We start from the raw sequence: 21454 nt of genomic DNA on the forward strand, positions 1-21454 counted from the left end.
CCTTGCCGATCGGTGGACAAGTGCCCGATCAGCTTCCGGCAGCGCGGTGGCGCACGTCACCGCCCGAAAGGAGGTTTTCACTCAGAGTTCGAGCAGCATCCGGGAATTGCCCAGGGTGTTCGGCTTGACGTAGGGGAGGTCCAGGAACTCCGCGACGCCGGTGTCGTGCGACCGCCGCATCTCTTCGTAGACCTCGTGCGACACCGGCGTGCCGTCGATCTCCACGAAGCCGTGCCCGGCGAAGAAGCTCGTCTCGAAGGTGAGCACGAACAGCCGTTTGAGACCCAGCTCACGTGCCTCGTCCACCAGCCGGGCGACCAGCACCCGGCCGACCCCCTGGCCGCGGACGGCCTTGTCGACCACGACCGTGCGCAGCTCGGCGATGTCCTCCCAGAGCACGTGCAGCGCGGCCGCGCCGACCACCTCGTCACCTGCTTCGGCGACCCAGAACTCCTGGACGTCCTCGTACAGCGTGACCAGGTCCTTCTCCAGCAGGACGCGGCCCGCGTCCGAGTCGACCAGGGCCTTGATCTTGCGGACGTCGGCGATCCGGGCACGGCGGACGGTCGGGCGGGGCGAGTCGGACAGCACGATCGTCAAGCCTGCCACATCGGCCTGGACGCGCGGCGACACGACCGGGCTACGCCGTCGTCGGGCCGCCCGGGACCGGCGGCTACCCTGAGCGTTGTGCCTTCCCCTGCCACGGACCCAGCCGCCACCCGACGCGTCTCCCTGCTGACCCTGGGCTGCGCCCGCAACGAGGTCGACTCGGAGGAGCTGGCGGGCCGGCTCGCGGCCGGCGGCTGGGAGCTGGCGGCCGACCCCGAAGAGTCCGACGTCGTGGTGGTCAACACCTGCGGCTTCGTCGAATCGGCCAAAAAGGACTCGGTCGACACGCTGCTCGCCGCGTCCGACACGGGCAAGAAGGTCGTCGCCGTCGGCTGCATGGCCGAGCGCTACGGGCACGAGCTCGCCGACAGCCTCCCGGAGGCCGACGCGGTGCTGGGCTTCGACCACTACGCCGACCTCTCGGCCCGGCTCGACGACGTCGTCGCCGGCCGCAAGATCGCCTCGCACACCCCGGGCGACCGCCGCAAGCTGCTGCCGATCAGCCCGGTCGAGCGGCCCGCCGCCGCGGAGGCGGTCGAGGTCCCGGGGCACGCGCAGCACGGTTGGGGCCCGCGGGTGCTGCGCACGCGCCTCGACGACTCGCCGGTGGCCGCGCTGAAGATCGCCTCCGGCTGCGACCGGCGCTGCTCGTTCTGCGCGATCCCGTCGTTCCGCGGCTCCTTCGTCTCGCGGCAGCCCGACGAGATCGTCGCCGAGGCGATGTGGCTGGCCGAAAACGGCGTCAAGGAGCTGTTCCTGGTCAGCGAGAACACGACGTCCTACGGCAAGGACTTCGGCCGCGACGGCGCCACCGCGCTGGAGCGGCTGCTGCCGCGGCTGGCCGAGATCGACGGCATCGAGCGCGTCCGCGTCTCGTACCTGCAGCCGGCCGAGACGCGCCCGCAGCTGGTCAAGGCCATCGCGACCACGCCGGGCGTCGCCGAGTACTTCGACCTGTCCTTCCAGCACTCCAGCGAGCAGGTGCTGCGCCGGATGCGCCGGTTCGGCTCGACCGACTCGTTCCTGGCGCTGTGCGAGCAGATCCGCGAGTACGCGCCCGAGGCCGGCATCCGGACCAACGTGATCGTCGGCTTCCCGGGTGAGACCGAGCACGACCTGAGCGAGCTCGAGCGCTTCCTGACCGGCGCGCGCCTCGACGCCGTGGGCGTCTTCGGCTACTCGGACGAGGACGGCACCGAGGCCGAGACCTTCGACGGCAAGCTCCCCGCCGACGAGGTGGCCGAGCGCGTCACGCGGATCTCCGCGCTGGTCGAGGAGCTGACCGCGCAGCGCGCCGAGGACCGGATCGGCACCTTCGTCGACGTCCTGGTGGAGCTGGACGACGACGGTGAGCTCACCGGCCGCGCGGCGCACCAGGCCCCGGAGGTCGACGGCGAATGCGTGATCCTCGACGCCCCGGAGAAGACGCAGGTGGGTGACTTCCTGCGCGGTGAGGTCGTCGACTCCGCGGGCGTGGACCTGATCGTCCGCGCGGTACCGGACGCCGACCGGTGAGTGCGCTCCCCAGCGACGCCGCCGACGAGGGCCTCACGCACGACGCTCCCGCCCAGGTCCCGGAGCCGACCCCGGTCCCGACCCTGAACGTCGCGAACCTCCTGACGCTGTCGCGCCTGGTGCTGGTGCCGCTGTTCGTGATCGCGCTGTTCGTCGGCGACGGCCACGACACGACCTGGCGCGCGATCGCGACCGGGCTGTTCGCCATCGCCTCGGCCACCGACCAGCTGGACGGCTGGGTGGCCCGCAAGTACGGCCTGATCACCGACTTCGGCAAGATCGCCGACCCGATCGCGGACAAGGCGCTCACCGGCGCCGCGTTGGTCGGGCTGAGCGTGCTGGGCGAGCTCGGCTGGTGGGTCACGATCGTCATCGCGGTCCGCGAAATCGGCGTGACGCTGCTGCGGTTCTGGGTGATCCGGCACGGCGTCATCCCGGCCAGCCGGGGCGGGAAGGCCAAGACGATGGCCCAGATCGCGGCGATCGTGGCGTACCTGCTGCCGCTGCCGGCGGGCGCGGACCCGGTCCGGTGGGCCCTGATGGGGCTGGCCCTGGTGCTGACCGTCGTGACCGGCGTCGACTACCTGGTGCGGGCGGTGCGGCTGCGGGCGGCCGGGCGCCGGGTCACCGGGAGCTGAAGTGGACGAAACGGCCCTGGTCGCGGCCCTGACCGCGCGGGGCGAGACGGTCGCCGCGGCCGAGTCGCTGACCGCCGGGCTCGTCTGCGCCACCCTCGCGCGGGTGCCGGGGGCGAGCGCGGTCCTGCGCGGGGGCCTGGTCGTCTACGCCACCGAGCTGAAGGCGGCGCTGGCGGGCGTCGACCCGGGACTGCTGGCCGAGCACGGCGCCGTCCACCCCGAGGTCGCCGCCCAGCTCGCCGAGGGTGCCCGCGACCGGTGCGGCGCCACCTGGGGCCTCGGGCTCACCGGTGTGGCGGGCCCGTCGGCGCAGGACGGCGTCGCACCCGGCACCGTGTACGTCGGGCTCGCCGGGCCGGGAACGCTTACAGTCCGTACGCTGGGGTTGGACGGCGATCGCGACTTGATCAGGACCGAGTCGGTCTTGGCGGCGTTTGCCCTGCTCGGGGAACATCTGGCGTGAAACACGCGTTCGCCCTTGGCGTACGTGCACACCAACTCCTGCGCCCGGGGCACCGCTCTGGGTAACGTAGGGGGTACTTGTTCGGAAGGGAGGCGCGTGATGACCGTGCTGTTGCGTGAGGCGATCGGTGATCGGCTCCGTCATGCCCGCACCAACCAGCGTCGTACGCTGCGCGACATCTCCCGCGCCGCCAGGGTCAGCCTCGGCTACCTCTCGGAGGTGGAGCGGGGCCAGAAAGAGGCGTCGAGCGAGCTGCTCGCGTCCATCTGCCAGGCCCTGGACCTTCCGCTCGGCGAGCTGCTGCACAACGTGGCGGCGGACGTGTCGGCTCTCGACAACGTCGAGGTCCCACCGGTCGACGAGCGGATCGTGGAGGGCGCACCCCGGGAGAAGCGGGGCGCCGAGGCCTCGGCAGCCGGCATCGAAGGCGGCCGCCTGATGTCCGAGCTGATCGGCAACGACCTGGCTGACCTGCGGGTTTCTCCGGCACCGCGGATGAACACCACCTTGCGCACGACGATCGGCCAGCCCAAGCTGGCCTCCACGATCGCGGCGTAGGTCCAGCGCAGCGGACGGACGGCCCCGGGCAACCCGCCCGGGGCCGTCCGCGTTGTCTACGGGTAGTGATCGGGGGGATCCCTGAATTCCGCCGGGTCGCCTGGAACGGACGTGGCCGACCTGACACGATGGAACCCGACGCCGGGGTCGGAGCGTTGCACATGCAGGGGAGCGACGCCCCACCCCGAGTACCTAGGCCCGTGGGACGCAAGAAGGCAGGCGGAGGAGATGGCCAACCCGTTCGTGAAGTTCTGGAAGTACATGATGGCGGCGTTCTCGTCGAAGATCGACGAGCACGCCGACCCGAAGGTACAGATCCAGCAGGCCATCGAGGAGGCGCAGCGCAACCACCAGGCGCTGACGCAGCAGGCCGCCTCCGTGATCGGCAACCAGCGGCAGCTGGAGATGAAGCTCAACCGGCAGCTCGGCGAGGTCGAGAAGCTGCAGGCCTCCACCCGGCAGGCGCTGGTCCTCGCCGACGAGGCGCGCGCCAAGGGCGACGAGCAGAAGGCCACCGAGTTCGAGAACGCCGCGGAGAGCTTCGCGACGCAGCTCGTCACGGCGGAGCAGAACATCGAGGACCTGAAGACGCTGCACGACCAGTCGCTGCAGGCCGCGGCCCAGGCCAAGAAGGCCGTGGAGCGCAACTCGCAGATGCTGCAGCAGAAGCTGGCCGAGCGCACCAAGCTGCTCTCCCAGCTGGAGCAGGCGAAGATGCAGGAGCAGGTCTCCGCTTCGCTCAACCAGATGAGCCAGCTGGCCGCGCCGGGCAACACGCCGTCGCTGGAAGAGGTCCGCGACAAGATCGAGAAGCGCTACACCACGGCGCTGGGCTCGGCGGAGCTCGCCCAGAACTCGGTCCAGGGGCGCATGATGGAGGTCCAGGCCTCCACCACCCAGCTGGCCGGCCAGTCGCGGCTGCAGCAGATCCGCGCGTCGATGCACGGTGACTCGGTCGCGCAGGTGACCGACGGCGGCAAGGCGGCCCAGCCGGCGAGCAGCTCGGCCGACATCCAGCGCGAGATCCAGGCGCGGGTGCAGGCCGAGCAGGGCAAGAACCCGGCCTGACGACTCCGGAGGGGGCGAGCACCATGGGGCAGCAGGGCAGACGTCGCGACTTCAGCGAGCTGAGTGCGAAGCTGGAGAAGCACATCGAGAAGCTGCCGGACTACGCGGTGCGCGCCCAGGAGAAGCTCCAAAAGGTGCAGAAGTACTTCCCGCCGGCCGACCAGGCCGGCGGGAAGCCCGCACCGCCTCGCCCGAACCCCCTGCTGAGGCCGCCGGTCCGGCGGCCCGACGTGACGGCCTCGCTGTCGTCCATGGCGAACCAGGTCCCGGCGTTCGCCGAGGCCCGGGCCAAGTGGGACCGCTGGAACCACCCGGCCGCCAAGCTCGAACGCCGCAAGCGGCGGACGTCCCGCGCGCTGACGCTGTGGATCATCCTGACGATCCTGTGCGCGGTCGTGACGGTGGCCGCCGCGGTCGGCTGGATCAGCCCGACCGGTGCCGCGATGATGCCGCAGGCGATCACGGCGTTCGCGGGCGCCGTCATCTTCGGCACGTTCAGCGTCCGCTCCGGGATGAAGCTGCGTGAGCTCAAGCGCACCCCGATCCCGGCGGCCCCGGCCGGTCCGCCGCCGTTGCCGCCCGCCCGTTCGGCGGCCCGCGAGCCGATGGAACGGCTCGCCGAATGCGAAGCCTCGCTGGCGGAGCTGCTGCGTCAGCTCTCGGTGCCGTCCTCGCTGGGCACACCCCCGGTCTCGGAGGTGTCCGTGGCGGACGCCCGCCAGACGGCGACCGAAGCGGCCGCCGCGTTGCGCGGCTTGGCGAGCCGCATCCAGGCGATCGAGCGCGGCCGCGACTCGGCGCCCGCCCGCGAGCAGGCCGCCCTCGACGCGGCGGTGGCCAAGCTCCGCGAGCAGCTCGAAGACGGCCTCGAGGGCTACCGCGGCCTGGTCGCCGCGGCCGGCCACACGGTCGCCGCGGCCGACGACGGCCTGGTGACGTCCAAGCAGGCCCTCACCGACGCCACCGACCGCCTCGCCGGCCTCGCCATGGCCCTCCGCGAACTCTCCTGACCGGACCGAAGAAGGCATCACGCGTGCCCCGAGAGGCATCACGCGTGATCCCACGGGCATCACCCCGATGCCCCTCCAGACACACGTGATGCCCCGCTGATCACGCGAGATGCCTCTTCCCGCACGCCGGGCGAGGCGGAATCCGCGTGATCCGGGCCGGATCTCGCGTGCTTGGGCCCGGATCTCGCGTGATCGAGGCCGGATCTCGCGAGTTCCGGCTTCAATCACGCGAGATTCGGGTCTGATCACGCGGATTCGGGGTTTGCTGGGCCATTGGGATCTCAAACTCGGCCGTTCGGGTGCCGCCGAGCGGGCTATCCGGCTGGTCGTCACCGCGCGTGCGTGATCGTGCGTTTCACCCCGGCGTCGCGCCCTGTTCACCTTCCGGTGCCGAAACCCGCGCGTAATCGGAAACTGATGGCTACGGAAACGTCCACGCCCTAACGTTTCTGTCATGCATGCAGAGGTGTCACTCGCCGGGAGGCCCGCCGTGCACTGAGGATCGCCGGCGCCGACCGTACACAGTGGACTTTCTCGACCGCCGAGGAAAGGACGCCCCGTGAACACGCTCCCGCCGGACCCGGACCCCGTGCCGATCACCCCGCCCACTGCCTCCCAGCGCGTCATCGCGGCCTTCGAACGCCTCACCGAGGCCGGCCGCCCCGAACTCTGGACCACCCTCCGCGCCGTCGAAGACGTCCTGGTGGACGCCAAGGCCGTCGACGAACGCGTCAAGGCCGGCGAAGACCTGCCGCTGGCCGGCACGGTCATCGCCGTGCAGGACCTGATCGACGTCGCCGGCCAGCCGTCCGGCCACGGCGTCCCGGAAACGAGCGCCGCGGTCGTCACCCGGCTCACCGCCGCCGGCGCCGTCGTGCTCGGCAAGACCGGCGCCGCCCTGATCTCCGGCGCCTGGGACCGCACCAAGGCCGGTGGCAACGGTGCCGCGGTCGCCGTCGCGCTCGGCGTCGTCGACCTCGCGCTGAGTACCGGGGGCGCGGTCCCGGCGGCGCTGAACGCCGTCGCCGCGGTGAAGCCGACGCGCGGCCTGCTCCCCGCCGCCGACAACGTCTCCGTGTACACGAACGGCCTGGTCGCCGCGCACCGCGCCCTCACCCTGATGACCGGCGGCGACCGGCACTGGCCCGCCGACGTCCGGCTCGGCGCCGGCGAACACCCGCGGATCGCCTACCCCGCCGACCTCCCCCTCGGCGAAGCGGCGAGCCTCGCGCTCAAGACCGTCGTCGCCCGGCTGACCGCCGCCGGCGCCGTGCTCACCCCGATCTCCGTCCCCGAGCAGGGTTTCGACGGCTTCGACGCCCTCCTCGTGCCGACCGTGCCGGAGCACCCGGGGATCGCCGAAGCGCTGGCCGACCCGGCCGGCGTGGGCCACCGCCTGTCCTCGTGCACGGCCTTCGCGAACCTGCTCGACGTGGCCGCGGTGACCGTCCCGGTGCTGCCGGGCGACCGCCGTCCGTTCGGCGTCACCTTCCTGACGCGCGCGTTCGAGGACCAGATCGCGCTCGACCTGGCCACCGTCTGCACGGACGAGCCGATGACGCCCTACCCGGAGCCGGGGGAGGACGTCGTCGTGTTCGGCGCCCACCTGCGCGGCCAGCCGCTCAACGCCGACCTCACCGCGCTCGGCGCCCGCTTCACCGGACCGGTCCGGACCACCGAGGGCTACCGGATGGTGCTGCTGGACACCGAACTGCCCCAGCCGGGTGTCATCGAGGGCAGCACCACCCTCGACGGCGAGCGCTGGCGGCTCTCCCCGGCCGCGTTCGAGCGCTTCGCCGCGACGCTGAAGGAGCCGTTCGTCCTGGAGCGGGTCGTGCTGGACGACGGCACCGCGCCCCTGGCCGTCCGCTGCCTGGCGGCGGAGGGCCCCGGTCTCGACCGCTACGAGTCCTGGCGCGGTTACGTGCGCTTCGCGTCTACCGCCGGGCCGCGAGACCCCGGCTGACGCGGCGCACCAGGCCCGGCCCGTGCAGCGCGAAGCCCGTGTACAGCTGCACGAGCGACGCACCGGCGTCGACGAGCCGGACCGCGTCGTCCGGGCCCATGATCCCGCCGACGCCGATGATCGGCAGGCTCCCGCCGGTGTGGTCGTGCACGAACCGGACGACCTCGGCCGCGCGGGTGGTCAGCGGCCGGCCGGACAGTCCTCCCGCCTGTCCGGCCAGGCCGCTTTCCGCGGGCGCGATGCCGTCGCGCGACAACGTCGTGTTCGTGGCGATGATCCCGGCGACGCCGTGTTCGAGCGCGACCTCCAGCAGCTCGGCCAGCGCGTCTTCGGTCAGGTCGGGCGCGACCTTCACCAGCACCGGCACCGGCGACCCGCCACCGGCGAGCTCGAGCGACGTCGAACGCAGCTCGCCGAGCAGTTCGGCGAGGGCGGTGCGGTCCTGCAGCTGCCGCAGCCCCGGCGTGTTCGGCGAGCTGACGTTGATCGCGAAGTAGTCCGCGTACGGGTGCAGCGCCCGCAGCGAGAACCGGTAGTCCTCGACGGCTTCCTCGAGCGGCGTCACCTTCGACTTGCCGATGCTGATCCCCAGCGGGACGCCCGGTTTCCCGTCGCGGGCGAGCTTGGCCGCGAGCGCTTCGGCGCCGTCGTTGTTGAAGCCCATGCGGTTGATCACCGCGTCGCTGGCCGGCAGGCTGAACAGCCGCGGTTTCGGGTTGCCCGGCTGCGCCAGCCGCGTCACCGTGCCGACCTCGACGAACCCGAAGCCGAGCGCGGCCCACGCCGGCAGCGCGCGGCCGTTCTTGTCCATCCCGGCGGCCAGCCCGACGCGGTTGGGGAACCGCAGGCCCAGCACGCTCACCGGGTCGTCGACGCGCAGGACGGCGCTGGGCGCGAGCTTGCCGAGCCGCGCGAGGACGGCGATCGTGCGCTCGTGCACCAGCTCGGGATCGTGGTAGGACAGCCGGTACAGCGCCGGGCGGACGATCTTGTCGAAGAACACGCCCCCATGCTGCCAAATCGCCGGAGGCCCGCTACCCGGAGCCGCACTTTCCCGTGAAAGCGCGGGTCGCCAGGCGTAGCTTTCCCGTGACGACTACGCCCAGTCGCGGTCCTTCCACTCGTCTTCGAGCATCGCGTAGATCAGCTCGTCGGTCCACTCGCCCTTGACGATCTCGTTCTCCTTGAGGTGCGCCTCCCGGCGCATGCCGAGGCGTTCCATCAGCGCGGCGGACGCGGTGTTCCGGCCGTCGCAGCGGCCGATGATGCGGTGCAGCCCCAGGTCTTCGAAGCCCAGCCGCAGCAGCTCGGTGGTCGCCTCCGCGGCCAGGCCCTTGCCGTGGTGGTCCGGGTGGAAGACGAACCCGATCTCGCCCTGGCGGTGTTCGCTGCTCAGCCACTCGAGGTTGAGGTCGCCGATCAGCTGGCCCGTCGCGGCCAGTTCGACCGCCACGGCCAGGAACTGCCCTTCCTTCGTCAAGGTCGAGCTGTGCACGCGCTTCGCGAGCGCCGCGGCCGATTCGGCCCGGCTGCGCGGGCCCCAGTACAGGTAGCGTGCGACGTCGGCGCGGGACTGGAAGGAGTTCAGCGCGTCGAGGTCCCCGTGCGTGAACGGGCGCAGGATCAACCGCGCCGTGGTGATCGGGTAGTCGGGCCTGAGCATGCATCCAGGCTAGCGAGCGTCAGCCGTCCGGGGGACAGAACACCGAAACGCTGATCGCCGGACGGTCGTCCTGCTACGCCGGATGGCATGAACTGCACAGATGAGCGAAACCGCATCGATCATCACCCATCCGACCACAGTCATGGCCGACCACCTTTCGCGGCAACAGTTACCTGCCGTTCAGAGGGGGGGCGGCCCACTTTTGGCCAGATGGGTGAAGGGGGACCCCCGGGGATGCTCTCGGACGCCGTCAAACGCCTGAGCCCGAGCCGGACTGGTGCTCGGGATCCCCGGGGGCACGGTGACTGCCTGGTATTCGCTATCAGGCACCACGTGAAGCAGGCGATGAGCCGAAGGTGGCTCGGTTGTATCGCTGCTCAAAGTCCTTCACGTGCCATCCGCTAGCGGACAGCCACCTCACGAGTCCTGTTGGAATACAACTTAGGACCACCTCCTTTCTCGTGTACTGCCACGCTAGGTGAAGTCCGCGGTGCCGTGCAACGTCATTTCCGTGATCTCACTCCGCAGACGGGCTTTCCGCCGCTCGTCGCGGAAGGAGCGCACTGCTCAGGGAGCCGGGCCGGTTCGCGGAGAGCGGACGGGGAGGAGCGCGCGGCTCGGCACGTGACCCGGCTCACTGCGGCGGGTACGGGCCCGCCTGGTCCTTCGGGCAGAACCACGTCGGCCGCCGCTGGACGTCGTGGCCCTGCGTCCGGACCAGGAGCTTGCCGCCGCAGCGGAAGCAGCCCTGGCGGGTGCGCTCGTACACCCAGTTCTTGCGGTTGCGGTCGAGGTGGCCGGTGGTGCTCTGCTCGAAGCGCCCGGCGAGGGCGTTGGCCAGCAGCAGCTTGCGGGCCAGCGCCACCGTGCGCTCGGGGTCCACTTCGGACACCGGCGTCCACGGCGTCACCCCGAGCAGGAAGGCGATCTCGCACTTGTAGAGGTTGCCGACACCCGCCAGCACGCGCTGGTCCAGCAGCGCCAGCCCGAGTTCGCGCGCCGGGGCGGCGGCGAGGTTCGCGGCGGCCTGCTTCAGGTGCTCGTCCGTCCACTGTGGATCGAGCAGGTCCGGGCCGAGGTGGGCGACGAGGTCGTGCTCCTTGCTCGTGGCCACGAGTTTCAGGTCGTGCACGCGGAAGCCGATCACCTGGACGTCGGCCGTGGTGAAGATCACGCGGGCGTGGTGGCCGGGGCGCCGCCACTTCGCGCCGGCCGGGTAGACGTCCCACATCCCGTCCATCAGCAGGTGCGAGTGCAGCGTCAGGTCGCCCGAAAAGCGGGTGAACAGGTGCTTGCCCACCGTCCCGACACCGAGCACCTCACGGCCGGCGAGGTCCACAGTGGCCAGTTGCGGTACTCGGAATTCGCCGCGCAGCAACGTCTTCCCGGTCATCGCCTTGGCGAAGCGCTGGGCGACCAGGAAGACGGTGTCACCTTCGGGCACGGCTCACCCCGCGGACTCGGACACCTCGGCCGGGGTGTCCGGAGCCTCGGGCGTCTCCGGGGCCGGGCCTTCGGGCCAGTCCGGGCCTTCGGCGTCCTCGCCGGCGATGCGGTGGCGGCCCGCCCGGTTGGAGCGCAGGATCTTCGCCAGCACCATGTTGAACGTCAGCGCGATCTCCTGCGCGCCCGGCGAGTGCCACTCGTGGATCGGGCTGCACGCGCCCTGGGCCTGCTGCACCGCCAGCCGGTCGGTGATCGCCGTCGGCATCACCAGCGAGCCGAAGTTCTCGCGCAGCTCGGCGATCCGGAACTGGTGCTCGTAGGAACGCGCGCGCAGCTTGTTCACCAGCACGCCGATCGGGCGCAGCTCGGGGTTGAGCTCCTTGCGGATCTTCTCGATCGCCTCCAAGGCCCGGGACGCCCCCGCGACGGCGTACATCGTGGGCTCGGTCACGATGAGCGCGCTGTCCGCGGCGACCAGCGCCGACTTCGTCAGACGGCCCAGCGACGGAGGGCAGTCGAGGATCACCAGCTCGTACGGCGTTTCGCGCAACGGCGTGCGGTGCAGCTCGTCCAGCGCGCGCGAGAAGTTCGCCAGCCGCTCGCTGTCGGCCTCCGGGTCGTTGAGCAGCTCCAGCTCCTCGGCGCCGACGAGGACGTCGACGTCCTCGCTCCAGACGCTCGGCGCGATCGCGCGTTCCAGCATCTCCCGGGTCGGGGTCTCGAGCACGTCCGCGAGGGTGGCGTCGGTGAAAGGCGGGTCGAGCGAGGTGGTGGCGTTGCCCTGCGGGTCGAGGTCGACGACCAGCGTCCGCGTGCCCCTACGCAAGGCGGCGGACGCGATACCGAGAGCGACCGTCGTCTTGCCGACGCCTCCCTTGAGGCTGAGTACGGCGACCGTGTGCACGTTCACCAGCCTACGGGTGCGCGCGAAAGCCGCCGCCGGGCAAGGGCCGTTCACTCGAAGGGAGGAGGCCGGGAGGTGGGCGCGGCTGGGCACTACCCTGTGCGGCATGAAGACGGAGACCGTGGCCGCCCGGGGTTCGGGCGCCGTCCGCCGGGTGCTCGAGGCCGAGATCGAGGCCGCCCGCGCCCGGGGCGCCGAGCACCCCCGTGTCGTCGACGTGGGCGGCGGCAGCGGCGGCTGGGCGGTGCCGTTCGCGGCGGCGGGCTGCCGGGTGACGGTCGTCGAGCCGAGCCCGAACGCGCTGGCCACGCTGCAGCGGCGGGCGGAGGAGGAGGGCGTCTCCGAGCTGATCACGGTGATCGCGGACGACTCCGACGCGCTGGGGCGGTACGTCGAGGCGGGCTCGGCCGACCTCGTGCTGGCGCACGGGCTGCTGGAGATCGTCGACGACCCGGCCGCAGTGCTTGCGGCGCTGGCCACCGCGGTCGCGCCGGGTGGCGCGGTGTCGGTGCTGGTGGCGAACCGGCACGCGGCGGCGTTCCACCGGGCGCTGGCGGGCCGGGTCGGCGAGGCGCGGCAGCTGCTCGAGAGCGCCGACGGGGTCGTCCCGGGCGACACGGTGCTGCGCCGCTTCTCCACCGACGGCCTGCGTGCCGACCTGGAGGCCGCCGGCTTGGAAGTCACGCTGCTGCAGGGCGACCGGGTGATCGCCGACCTGGTCACCGGCGACGTCCGGGACGACGAGCTGGCGGCGTTCGAGCGGGCGGCGGCGGGGACACCGGTGCTGCGGGACATCGCGGGCCGGCTGCACGCGGTGGCGCGCCCGGCTTGATCCGTTCCGGCGGGTTTTCGCCGTCGCGTTGCCCGGTGATCCGAAACTGTCGGTGGTGGCCGGTAGCGTCCTCGGCGTGGGACGAAATGCCGAGTTGCCGGGCGGAATGGGCCGGTTCCGCGTCCGGCCGGGGGAGCCGGTGCCGGACGACACCGGGTGCGGGCTGCTGCACGTCGACATGGACGCGTTCTTCGTGTCGGTGGAGCTGCGGACCCGGCCCGAGCTGGCGGACCAGCCGGTCGTGGTGTCCGGGGGCGGGCCGCGGGCCGTCGTGGCCGCGGCGAACTACCCGGCGCGGAAGTTCGGCGTGCGCTCGGCCATGCCGTTCTCGACGGCGAAGCGGCTGTGCCCGCAGCTGATCAACATCCCGCCGACGTCCGGGCTGTACGGGTCGGTGTCCCGCGGGGTGATGGGGATCTTCCGCGAGCTGACGCCGCTGGTCGAGCCGCTGAGCCTGGACGAGGCGTTCCTGGACGTCAGCGGGGCGTTGCGGCGGCTGGGTGCCACGCCGGCGTCGCTGGGCGCGGAGATCCGCTCGCGGGTCGCGGCCGAGCACGGGATCACCTGTTCGGTGGGGGTGGCGAAGGTCAAGTTCGTCGCGAAGCTGGCGTCGGGGATGGCGAAGCCCGACGGGATGGTCGTGGTGCCGGCGGCGGAGACCCTGGCGTTCCTGCACCCGCTGCCGGTGTCGGCGCTGTGGGGCGTCGGCGCGCGCACCGAGGAGCACCTGCGGCGGCTGGGCCTGGCCACGATCGCCGACGTCGCCGCGTTCCCGCCGGAGCGGCTGAAGAAGTCGCTGGGTGTCGCGGTGGGCGAGCACCTCTACCGGCTCGCCCACGGGGTGGACGAGCGGTCGGTGGTGGTCGATTCGCCGGAGAAGTCGATCGGCGCGGAGCACACCTTCGACGTCGACCTGCACGACCGGGCCGCGCTCGGGCTGGAGCTGCTGCGGCTGTCTTCGCGGGTGGGGGCGACGTTGCGGGAGCGGGGCGTGCGCGGCCGGACGGTCTCGATCAAGGTGCGGTTCGCGGACTTCCGCACGATCACCCGGGCCCGCACGCTGGTTTCGGCGACCGACGTGGCGCGCGAGATCCACGCGGTGGCCGTGGCCCTGCTCACCGAGCACGCCCCGACGGGGGCGGTGCGGCTGATCGGCGTCCGCGTCGAAGGGCTGGACACGGGGGAGGCCGGGGAGCAGCTGGTGTTCGAGTCGCCGGCCCCGCGCTGGCGGGACGCGGAGGTGGCGGCCGACGTGGCGCGCTCGAAGTTCGGCTCGGCGGCGGTGCGGCCGGCGTCCCTGCTGGGGCCCCGGGAGCACGGACGGTGATCTTCCGCTTGGCGGCGTTCCCCCACAACGGCGGTCGAGCGGCAAAACGGTCACGATCAGCGACGGTGACCGTCCGCAACGCCCGCCGAGCGGGATTTACCCCAATTCGATCCCTTCTGGATGCGGGATCGGGTAGTCGTGCGGGCGCGGGCCTCGTATCCTGGACAGTGCCACCCCGCCTGGGGTTGGCTGTTGGGTCCAGGACGTTGCGCGGCCCGGCGCCCGCGACAGCTGTGCCGGAGGAGGAAAGATGCCACTCTCCGAGCATGAGCAGCGGCTGCTCGATCAGATCGAGCGCGAGCTCTATGCCGAGGACCCCAAGTTCGCATCCACGGTGCGTGGCACCCGGTTGCGTCGCCCCGCTCGCCGACGGCGTATTCAGGGCATCGCCCTGTTCGTAGTGGGCGTCGCCCTGCTGGTGCTGGGCGTGGTGGTGCCGCAGTTCCGGGTGGCCGACATCCCGCTGATCAGCGTGCTCGGGTTCCTCGTGATGTTCTTCGGAGTCATGATGGCCGTCACATCGATTCGGCACGGCGCCGACGGAGACGGCAAGGGCGGTGGACCGGGTGCCCGCGGTGGCAAGTCGTCGGGCCGCCGGAGTTCCTTCACCCAGAGGATGGAGGAGCGCTTCCGCCAGCGTTTCGAGGAGCAGTAGCGCCGCAAGACGACGAGATCCGCGTCCCCCCGAACGGAGGGACGCGGATCTTCTTGTGTGCTCATCAACGGAGCCGGCGCCCGTCCAGCCGCTGTGACAGTGGGTGACCCCCACACGGGTGAGCCACCGTGTTTCCGCCAGTGATCAGCCCCCGACCTCGCGTGATCAAGCCCCGATCACGCGAGATGCCCGCCCGCGCAGGCTGATGCCCCGCGGATCACGTGTGATGCCCGCTCAGTCACGGGTGATGCCCCTCCAGACACGCGAGATGCCTCCTCGATCACGCGAGATGCCCGCCTGATCACGGGTGATGCCTCTTGGGGGGCGGGTGGTCAGGTGCGGTTGCGGAAGACTGAGCGCGGGAACAGCTTTCCCTTCCACGAGAGGGGCGCGTTGCGGCGAAGGCTGCGCCGCAGCCCGTCGAAGGCCGGGGGGAGCTCCGGCTGCGGGGTGTCGTCTCCTCCGCCGTACCACGACCTCTCGAGCACGCCGATCACCGTTCGGAGGCCTTCGCGGCCGTCGTCGTCGAGGTGGTGCTTGGCCGCCAGCTTCTGGCCCGCCACGCGGACCGTGTCGCTGCTCGGGATCGGGAGCCCCCGGTCCGCGCACTCCGCGCGCAGCTCCGCCCAGGCCGCGTCGGCCGCGCCCGGCTGCTGCTGGACGATGCGCTGCAAGCGCCGCCGGCGGAGGGTCTCGCGGGCCAGTGCCGGGCCCGCCACCAGGAGCTGCAGGACCAGCACCAGCACCCCGAGCCACCAGGCCACCGTCGCCGCGAGCAGGGTGATCGCGGCGATCCACAGGGCGACCGCCAGCAGCGGCAGCCAGCCGAGCAGTGCCCGGAGCCGGGACGGCGCCGCCACCGGGGCCGGCGCCCGGACGAGCAACGCGCCCTCGCTCCGGTCGGCTTCCGGCGGTCCGGAGGCCGGAGCGCGGGGGCGCCCGCCGCCGGACAAGCGCCGCAGCAGTGCCGCGGCGATCAGTCCCGCTGTGCCGAGCGCGGCGAGCACCAGCGCGATGTCGAACAGCCAGTCGTCGCCGGTCGAACTGTCCTGGGGCGTCTGCGCCGGGAGGTTCGGCTCGTTGTCGCGGGGGGCGCCGGTCGGCGCCGCGCTCGACTGGACCGTGCTCGGCGCCACCTGGGTGTCGTCCGGCTGGTTGCCGTTCTGCGGGCCGGCCTGCAGGTACGACGGGGTGATGCCGCGGCCGTCCGACAGCGGGGTCGGGTCGAACGTCACCCAGCCCTTGTCGCCGAAGTACGCCTCGACCCACGCGTGCGCGTCCTGCGTGGTGATCGACAGGTAGTCGTTGACCTGCACGCCCGGCGTGAAGCCGATCGCCACCCGCGACGGGATGCCCGCCACCCGCAGCATCACGGCCATCGCCGACGCGAACTGCTCGCAGAAGCCGCGCTTGCCTTTGAGGATGAAGTCGGCGAGCGCGTCGGCGTCGTTCGCCGGCGCGGTCTTCGTGTCGTAGACGAACCCCTGCTGCGCCGTGAAGTAACGCCAGATCGCCGAGGCGCGGTCGAAGTCGTTGGACGCGCCGGTGATCAGCTGCTGGGTCTTGGCGCGGACGCGCTCGTCGACCCGGTCGAGCTGGAGGTAGCGCGGCGGCAGGTCGTCGACCCGCGAGGTGACGCGCAACTCGGCGGCCGTCGGTTCCTTCAGCGACGCGTACTCGGTGTACGACGGCGGGGCCTCGCTGCGGGTGGTGAACACCGTGCCGCTGACCTGGTCGTAGAGGTAGCCGTTGGCCGCGCCGTCGATCACGCGCGGCGCGCCGTACACCGGCAGCCAGTTGTCCCGCCAGCTGGTCGGCTCGACGTCGATCCGGCGGGCGGTGCCGGTGCCGTCGTCGCCCGGCGCGGGCGGCAGCTGCGGCCCGACCGGGACACCCTGCTGCGAACGGCCTTCGTCGTGCAGGCCCCAGCCCTTGTTGGGGTAGTAGGTGTCGAGCGTCATCGCGCGCAACAGCCGCCGGTCGGTGCCGAGGCCGCGGACCTTGAACAGCTCGCGGTTGGCGCCCTGGTCGAGCATGCCGCGCAGCTCGGTGAACGGCTGGATGCCGAAGCCGCCGGAGCCCGCGCCGGGGCCGTTCCCGCCCTCGCCGAACGGCATCCGCCCGACGGTGCCGACCCAGGTGATCGCCCCGCCCAGCAGGCCGAGCACGATCGCCGCGCAGACGACCGCGACCGGCGCGGACAGCACGCCCGGCTTGCCGCTGCGCCCGGGCGCCTCGCGGGTGCGCCAGCGCTGGTGCCGGTGGTTGCCGTCGACGGCCAGCAGACCGGCGAACGCCGCCCCGCCGAGCAGGAACGTCCACCACGGCAGCATGTCCTCGCTCAGCGCGGCCGGCACGGCGTAGACGCAGAGCAGCACCAGCCCGGTGGCCGCGGGCGCCGCGGCGGCCACGGTCAGCGTGTCGACGAGGACGGCGACCAGCCCGATCAGGATGGTGACGAGGCACAGGATCGGCTGGCTGCCTTCGACCGGCGGCAGCCCGACGCGGATCTGCTCGGCGGCGGCCGACAGCGTGGTGCCGATCTCGGAAAACGCTTCCGGGCCGGGGATGACCTGCAGGATGCCGTGCGTGGTGAAGGCGCCGGTGATGAGGAAGAGCAGGACGAGCAGCTGCCCGAAGCCGACCAGCACGGTCGGTACCTGGAGCGAGCGCAGCGCCAGCCCGGCGGCCCCGATGAGGAGGACGGCCACGAACAGGTACCCGAACCAGGCGAGCCCGGAGACGACGCTGGTGACCGAGGTCGCGGCGCAGAGGGTGGCGACCCCGGCGGCGACGGGGGCGAGAACGCTGCTGCGCCAGGCGGACAGCCGACGCTCCGGCCGGGGCGCGGGCCGGTCGAACTTCCGCGGCGGTGCGGTGGTGCTCATCGCGAACCCCCGGTCGGGAAGCGGTGGTGGGTGGGGGTGCTCATCGCGGCCCCCCGATCAGCGTGCCGGGCGTTCGTGGCGGGCGGCCGGGGCTGGGCTCGGTGTGCGTTCGCCGCGGGGTGCGGGTCCGCGGGCTGCTTAAGCTTCCGCGGCGGGGCGGTGGTACTCATCGCGAAACCGGTCGGGAAGCTGTGGTGGGCGGGGGTGCTCATCGCGGCCTGGCGCGGGATGCGGGCAGGCGCGGGCGTGGTGGTGCTCATCGCGGCCCTCCGATCAGCGTGCCTCGGCGTGCGCCGCTGCGGCACAGGTCGGCCCAGACCTGCGGCATCGGCGAGCCGGGTCCGGCGATGATCACGCCCCAGCCGGCCGCGCGCAGCAGTGCCGCCGAGTCCTCCGTCGCCGCCGCTCGCTGCTCCGGTGCCGTCACGCCCGCCGACCACGTCGGCGTGTCCAGCAGCACCGCCAGGCTCCTGATGCCGCGGGGGCGGTACTGGGTCAGCTCGTGCACCGCCTCCGTGCTCACGGTGCCGAGCACCGCGATCAGCTCCTGGCCCTCGGCCGGGTCGCCGGCCAGCGTGATGTCGCGCTGGTGCGCCGGCTGCAGCGCCGCCAGCGCGTCGAGCACCACGTGGTCGTAGTGGTCGCCGCCCTCGCCCGGGGTGTCGGCCAGCGTCACACCGTGCTCGGTGACCAGGCGGACGCGGTGACCGGACCGGCGCAGGTGCAGTGCCGCCGACGCCGCGAACGACACCGCCCACTCCAGGCTCGCCGCCGGGCCGCTGCCGTGGTGCGCGGCCGCCCGGTGGTCCAGCAGCACCGTCGTGCCGCCGCGCCACGGGCGTTCCTCGACGCGGACCATGATCTCGTCGCGGCGGGCCGTCGAACGCCAGTGCACCTTCCGCAGGTCGTCGCCCTGCCGGTACTGGCGGACGATCACGTCGGCCTCGCCCTGCCCGGCGTGCAGCCGGACCGTGCCGTCGTCGCCGACGCCGATGCCCGCGCCGCTCGGCAGGCCCCACAGCGGCACCACCCGGGGCACCACGACCAGCCGCGAATGCCCGATCAGCTCGCGCTCGAACTCGCACAGCCCGAACGGGTCGGTGATCGTCGCGCGCAGCGGCCCGACCTGCTGGATCCCGCGCAGCACCGGCTGCAGCGGGTAGCGCAGGGCGACGCGCCGGTCGTGCGGGAGCCGCTCGACGACGAACCGCGGCCGCGAACCCAGCGCGTACGGCACGCCGTCCTCGAGCAGGATCTCGCCGGCGGGCAGCCGTCCGCTGCGCCACAGCTCCAGCTGCACCTCGCCGTTGCCGCCGACCGCGACCCGTTGCGGCCGCAGCGCTCTGGTGGCGCCGATGCGCAGCCGGGTCGCCGAAATGAACGCGGCGACCAGCAGCGGCAGCGCCACCACGAACACCGCGACCCGCAGCAGGTCGCGTTCGTTGAGCACGAACGAGCACACCGCGGCGGCGATCCCCGCGGCCAGGAGGCAGCGGCCGCGGGTGGTCAGGCCGGACAGGGCACGCAGCATGCAGTTCTCTTCCCCTTGTGCGGCAGGACGATCTTTTCGGGGGTTCGGGTGGCGGAGCCCCCGACCTGGGGCGAAGCCCCAGATGTCACTGCTAGGGCCGGGTGCCCTGCGGCACCGGCACCCGGTGCAGCACCGCGCGCACGACGTCGGTCGCCGACCGGCGGGCCGCGTGGGCCTCGGTCGTCAGCACCAGCCGGTGCGCCAGCACCGGGACCGCCACCGTGTGCAGGTCGTCCGGCACGACGTAGTCGCGGCCCGACAGCGCGGCCTGCGCCCGCGCCGCGCGGACGAGGTGCAGCGTCGCCCGCGGGGACGCGCCGAGCCGGATCTCCGGGACCTGCCGGGTCGCCGCGACGACGTCGACGGCGTACCGGCGGACCTCCGGCGCCATGTGCACCGCGCGGACCGTCTCGATCAGGCGGTGCACGGTCTCGCCGTCGGACACCGGCTGCAGGTCTTCGAGCGGGTTGTGGCCGGCGTGCTCGTCGACCATGGCCAGCTCGGCCTGCTGGTCGGGGTAGCCGATGGAGACGCGCGCGGTGAACCGGTCGCGCTGGGCTTCGGGGAGGGCGTACGTGCCCTCCATCTCGATCGGGTTCTGGGTCGCGATGACCATGAACGGCTGCTCGAGGCGGTAGGTCGAGGTGTCGACGGTGACCTGGTGCTCTTCCATGCACTCCAGCAGCGCCGACTGGGTCTTCGGCGAGGCGCGGTTGATCTCGTCGCCCACCACGATGTTCGCGAACACCGGGCCGGGCCGGAACTCGAACTCGCCGCTCTGGCGGTTGTAGATGGACACGCCGGTGACGTCGCTCGGCAGCAGGTCGGGGGTGAACTGGATGCGGCTGACCGTGCAGTCGATCGACCGGGCGAGCGCCTTGGCCAGCGACGTCTTCCCGACGCCGGGCACGTCCTCGACCAGGAGGTGGCCTTCGGCCAGCAGGGTGACCAGCGCGATCCGGATGACGTCCGGCTTGCCGACCAGCACGCGTTCGACGTTGGCGGCGATCCGGCGCGCGGTGTCGTGCAGTTCGTCCAGAGGCACTCTGCCGGGGTGGGCGTGGGCCCGGCCGTTGCCCGAGGGCTCCGCCGGATAAAGCGGCCGCCCGGATGCCTGCTCGCCCGATCCGGGCGCGGCAGACTGGATTCTCGACGTCACTCGACCTCCTGGTGGCGCATGGCCGCGCGCGTTGTGCGCACCGCCGGGCCGAACGGCCCCCTCGCTGCTGTCCGCGCGCAGCGACCAGCCTTCCACCCAGTGTGTCAAACCCGGGCGAACCGGGGGGGCGGAACCCCGCGAGCTCGTCCGGCACCGCGGGGGAGGACAGGGCTGATAACACTGCGCAAGCAGGCACGATACCCCGAACGGGTGGGTATTCACCCGATTCTGGGTGCTCCCGCTGACACCCTGCTCTGTCGTAGGCTTTGAAGTCGCCCGGCTGTGTCCGCTTTCGGAGAGGCGTATCCGCCTATGAGCGAGCTACGAGCCCAGCTGCCGTACGAGGGGCGCGGCTTCGCGGTCGCGCCCGAGCTGGCCACGGACGCGTACGCGAAGCTCGGCCGGCTGCAGGACGTCGTCGGGGAAATGGTCCGCGAGGCCAAGGTGCTGGGCCGGACCGTGCCGCTGGGCGGTGGCTACGCCGGGGAGATCGGCGAGTTCATGGCCGAGTACGGGATCGGCGGGCCGGGCTCGGCGGTGCAGCAGCTGACGGCGTTCGGCAAGGAGCTCGAGACGCTCAAGGAGCGGATCGGCGAGGCGGTGGCGAAGTACCGGCACGCGGACGAGCAGGCGGCCGAAGGCGTGGACTGCACCGGTGGGTGAGCGGCCGGGGGTGCGGTGGCTCGCGCCCGTCCTTCTCCTTCTCCTCGTGTCCGGCGGCTGCGGCCGGACACCGTCCGCCGAGCCTGCCGGTGTGGAGCACCCGTTGGCGACCGCCTCCGCCACGGCCGCACCGCCGCCGGTCGCCTGGACCGGCCTCGCCGCGCTCGACCCTTGCGCGCTGCTCGGCCCGCAGGACCGGTCGGCCGCGGGGATCGGCGTCCTCGGCAAGCCCAAGGAGATCGCCGGCGCCCGCGCGTGCGACTGGAGCGTGCCCGGCACGTTCGGCGTCACGCTGACCCTCAGCGCCACCGACGGCCTGGCCGATCTCGAGGTCGCCAAGAAGAACGTCACCAAGACCACGGTCGGCCGCCACGCCGCGCTGAAGGTCGCGGACAAGAAGGCCGCCGACGGCACCTGCGCCGTTCTCCTCGGCGTCGGCGACGGCGCCAGCGTGCAGATCGACGTCAGCAACACCGGCTTCTCGGACACCCCGCTCGCGTGCCGCCGCGCGGGCACGGTGGCCGGGCTCGTCGAACCCAAGCTGCCCTGACCAGGAGGT

Annotated in this window: 20 protein-coding genes; 12 read left to right on the forward strand and 8 right to left on the reverse strand. The window is 72.4% G+C overall.

The features are described from left to right. Window positions 1-81: 81 nt before the first annotated feature. A complete protein-coding gene (locus ACWED2_RS36160; RefSeq protein WP_449695041.1) occupies window positions 82-591 on the reverse strand; it encodes an amino-acid N-acetyltransferase in 510 nt (169 codons plus the stop codon). Between the two features lie 96 nt (window positions 592-687). On the opposite strand from ACWED2_RS36160, the gene rimO reads away from it, so the two are divergent. The 7 genes from rimO to ACWED2_RS36195 all read left to right on the forward strand — a co-directional run bounded on the left by rimO (window position 688) and on the right by ACWED2_RS36195 (window position 7827). Continuing rightward, the gene (gene rimO, locus ACWED2_RS36165; protein ID WP_449695015.1) at window positions 688-2124 is read left to right on the forward strand and encodes a 30S ribosomal protein S12 methylthiotransferase RimO; all 1437 of its coding nucleotides are present in this window, start codon (window positions 688-690) and stop codon (window positions 2122-2124) included. Beyond that, the gene (gene pgsA / locus ACWED2_RS36170; RefSeq protein WP_449695016.1) at window positions 2121-2762 is read left to right on the forward strand and encodes a CDP-diacylglycerol--glycerol-3-phosphate 3-phosphatidyltransferase; all 642 of its coding nucleotides are present in this window, start codon (window positions 2121-2123) and stop codon (window positions 2760-2762) included. The genes rimO and pgsA overlap by 4 nt, the downstream gene beginning before the upstream one ends. 1 nt (window position 2763) lies before the next feature. Next, on the forward strand, window positions 2764-3225 hold the full coding sequence (locus tag ACWED2_RS36175) for a CinA family protein (RefSeq protein ID WP_449695017.1): 462 nt from the start codon (window positions 2764-2766) through the stop codon (window positions 3223-3225). A 99-nt stretch (window positions 3226-3324) separates the two neighbouring features. Beyond that, the gene (locus ACWED2_RS36180) at window positions 3325-3783 is read left to right on the forward strand and encodes a helix-turn-helix domain-containing protein (protein WP_167454979.1); all 459 of its coding nucleotides are present in this window, start codon (window positions 3325-3327) and stop codon (window positions 3781-3783) included. 228 nt (window positions 3784-4011) lie between these two features. After that, window positions 4012-4851 (forward strand): PspA/IM30 family protein, encoded by an 840-nt coding sequence (locus ACWED2_RS36185; RefSeq protein WP_449695018.1) that lies wholly within the window; start codon window positions 4012-4014, stop codon window positions 4849-4851. A 23-nt stretch (window positions 4852-4874) separates the two neighbouring features. Continuing rightward, entirely contained in the window at window positions 4875-5861 is a 987-nt protein-coding gene (gene pspM / locus ACWED2_RS36190; RefSeq protein WP_449695019.1) for a phage shock envelope stress response protein PspM, read from the forward strand. A gap of 559 nt (window positions 5862-6420) precedes the next feature. Then, on the forward strand, window positions 6421-7827 hold the full coding sequence (locus tag ACWED2_RS36195) for an allophanate hydrolase-related protein (protein ID WP_449695020.1): 1407 nt from the start codon (window positions 6421-6423) through the stop codon (window positions 7825-7827). Here ACWED2_RS36195 and ACWED2_RS36200 read toward each other — a convergent pair. The 4 genes from ACWED2_RS36200 to ACWED2_RS36215 all read right to left on the reverse strand — a co-directional run bounded on the left by ACWED2_RS36200 (window position 7799) and on the right by ACWED2_RS36215 (window position 11840). Next, the gene (locus ACWED2_RS36200) at window positions 7799-8830 is read right to left on the reverse strand and encodes a quinone-dependent dihydroorotate dehydrogenase (protein WP_449695021.1); all 1032 of its coding nucleotides are present in this window, start codon (window positions 8828-8830) and stop codon (window positions 7799-7801) included. The two genes, ACWED2_RS36195 and ACWED2_RS36200, sit on opposite strands and share 29 nt — an antisense overlap. A 93-nt stretch (window positions 8831-8923) precedes the next feature. Continuing rightward, a complete protein-coding gene (locus ACWED2_RS36205) occupies window positions 8924-9490 on the reverse strand; it encodes a GNAT family N-acetyltransferase (protein WP_449695022.1) in 567 nt (188 codons plus the stop codon). Window positions 9491-10124: 634 nt separating this feature from the next. Next, entirely contained in the window at window positions 10125-10934 is an 810-nt protein-coding gene (locus tag ACWED2_RS36210) for a DNA-formamidopyrimidine glycosylase family protein (protein WP_449695023.1), read from the reverse strand. A 3-nt stretch (window positions 10935-10937) separates the two neighbouring features. Then, on the reverse strand, window positions 10938-11840 hold the full coding sequence (locus ACWED2_RS36215) for a ParA family protein (protein ID WP_449695024.1): 903 nt from the start codon (window positions 11838-11840) through the stop codon (window positions 10938-10940). A gap of 106 nt (window positions 11841-11946) precedes the next feature. Here ACWED2_RS36215 and ACWED2_RS36220 point away from each other — a divergent pair, with 106 nt between their 5' ends. From ACWED2_RS36220 to ACWED2_RS36230, 3 genes are all read left to right on the forward strand, one after another. Further along, window positions 11947-12672 (forward strand): methyltransferase domain-containing protein, encoded by a 726-nt coding sequence (locus ACWED2_RS36220; protein ID WP_449695025.1) that lies wholly within the window; start codon window positions 11947-11949, stop codon window positions 12670-12672. A gap of 106 nt (window positions 12673-12778) precedes the next feature. Beyond that, window positions 12779-13999, forward strand: a complete 1221-nt coding sequence (gene dinB / locus ACWED2_RS36225; protein ID WP_449695042.1) for a DNA polymerase IV — start codon at window positions 12779-12781, stop codon at window positions 13997-13999. Between the two features lie 250 nt (window positions 14000-14249). Beyond that, window positions 14250-14654, forward strand: coding sequence for a DUF3040 domain-containing protein (locus ACWED2_RS36230; RefSeq protein ID WP_449695026.1), 405 nt, complete (start codon window positions 14250-14252; stop codon window positions 14652-14654). A gap of 332 nt (window positions 14655-14986) precedes the next feature. On the opposite strand, the gene ACWED2_RS36235 is transcribed toward ACWED2_RS36230, so the two are convergent. The 3 genes from ACWED2_RS36235 to ACWED2_RS36245 form a co-directional block, all read right to left on the reverse strand. Beyond that, window positions 14987-17542 carry a transglutaminase family protein gene (locus tag ACWED2_RS36235; RefSeq protein WP_449695027.1) on the reverse strand — a complete coding sequence of 852 codons (2556 nt, stop codon included), beginning with the start codon at window positions 17540-17542 and terminating at the stop codon, window positions 14987-14989. Window positions 17543-17798: 256 nt separating this feature from the next. After that, window positions 17799-19073: a DUF58 domain-containing protein gene (locus ACWED2_RS36240; RefSeq protein WP_449695028.1), complete on the reverse strand. Its 1275-nt coding sequence runs from the start codon at window positions 19071-19073 to the stop codon at window positions 17799-17801. Between the two features lie 91 nt (window positions 19074-19164). After that, window positions 19165-20118, reverse strand: a complete 954-nt coding sequence (locus ACWED2_RS36245; RefSeq protein ID WP_449695029.1) for an AAA family ATPase — start codon at window positions 20116-20118, stop codon at window positions 19165-19167. 426 nt (window positions 20119-20544) lie between these two features. On the opposite strand from ACWED2_RS36245, the gene ACWED2_RS36250 reads away from it, so the two are divergent. Then, window positions 20545-20895 (forward strand): hypothetical protein, encoded by a 351-nt coding sequence (locus ACWED2_RS36250; protein WP_449695030.1) that lies wholly within the window; start codon window positions 20545-20547, stop codon window positions 20893-20895. Window positions 20896-20941: 46 nt separating this feature from the next. Next, window positions 20942-21445: a DUF3558 family protein gene (locus ACWED2_RS36255; protein ID WP_449695043.1), complete on the forward strand. Its 504-nt coding sequence runs from the start codon at window positions 20942-20944 to the stop codon at window positions 21443-21445. Window positions 21446-21454: the final 9 nt, after the last annotated feature.

The sequence above is a fragment of the Amycolatopsis sp. NPDC005003 genome (assembly GCF_053600695.1).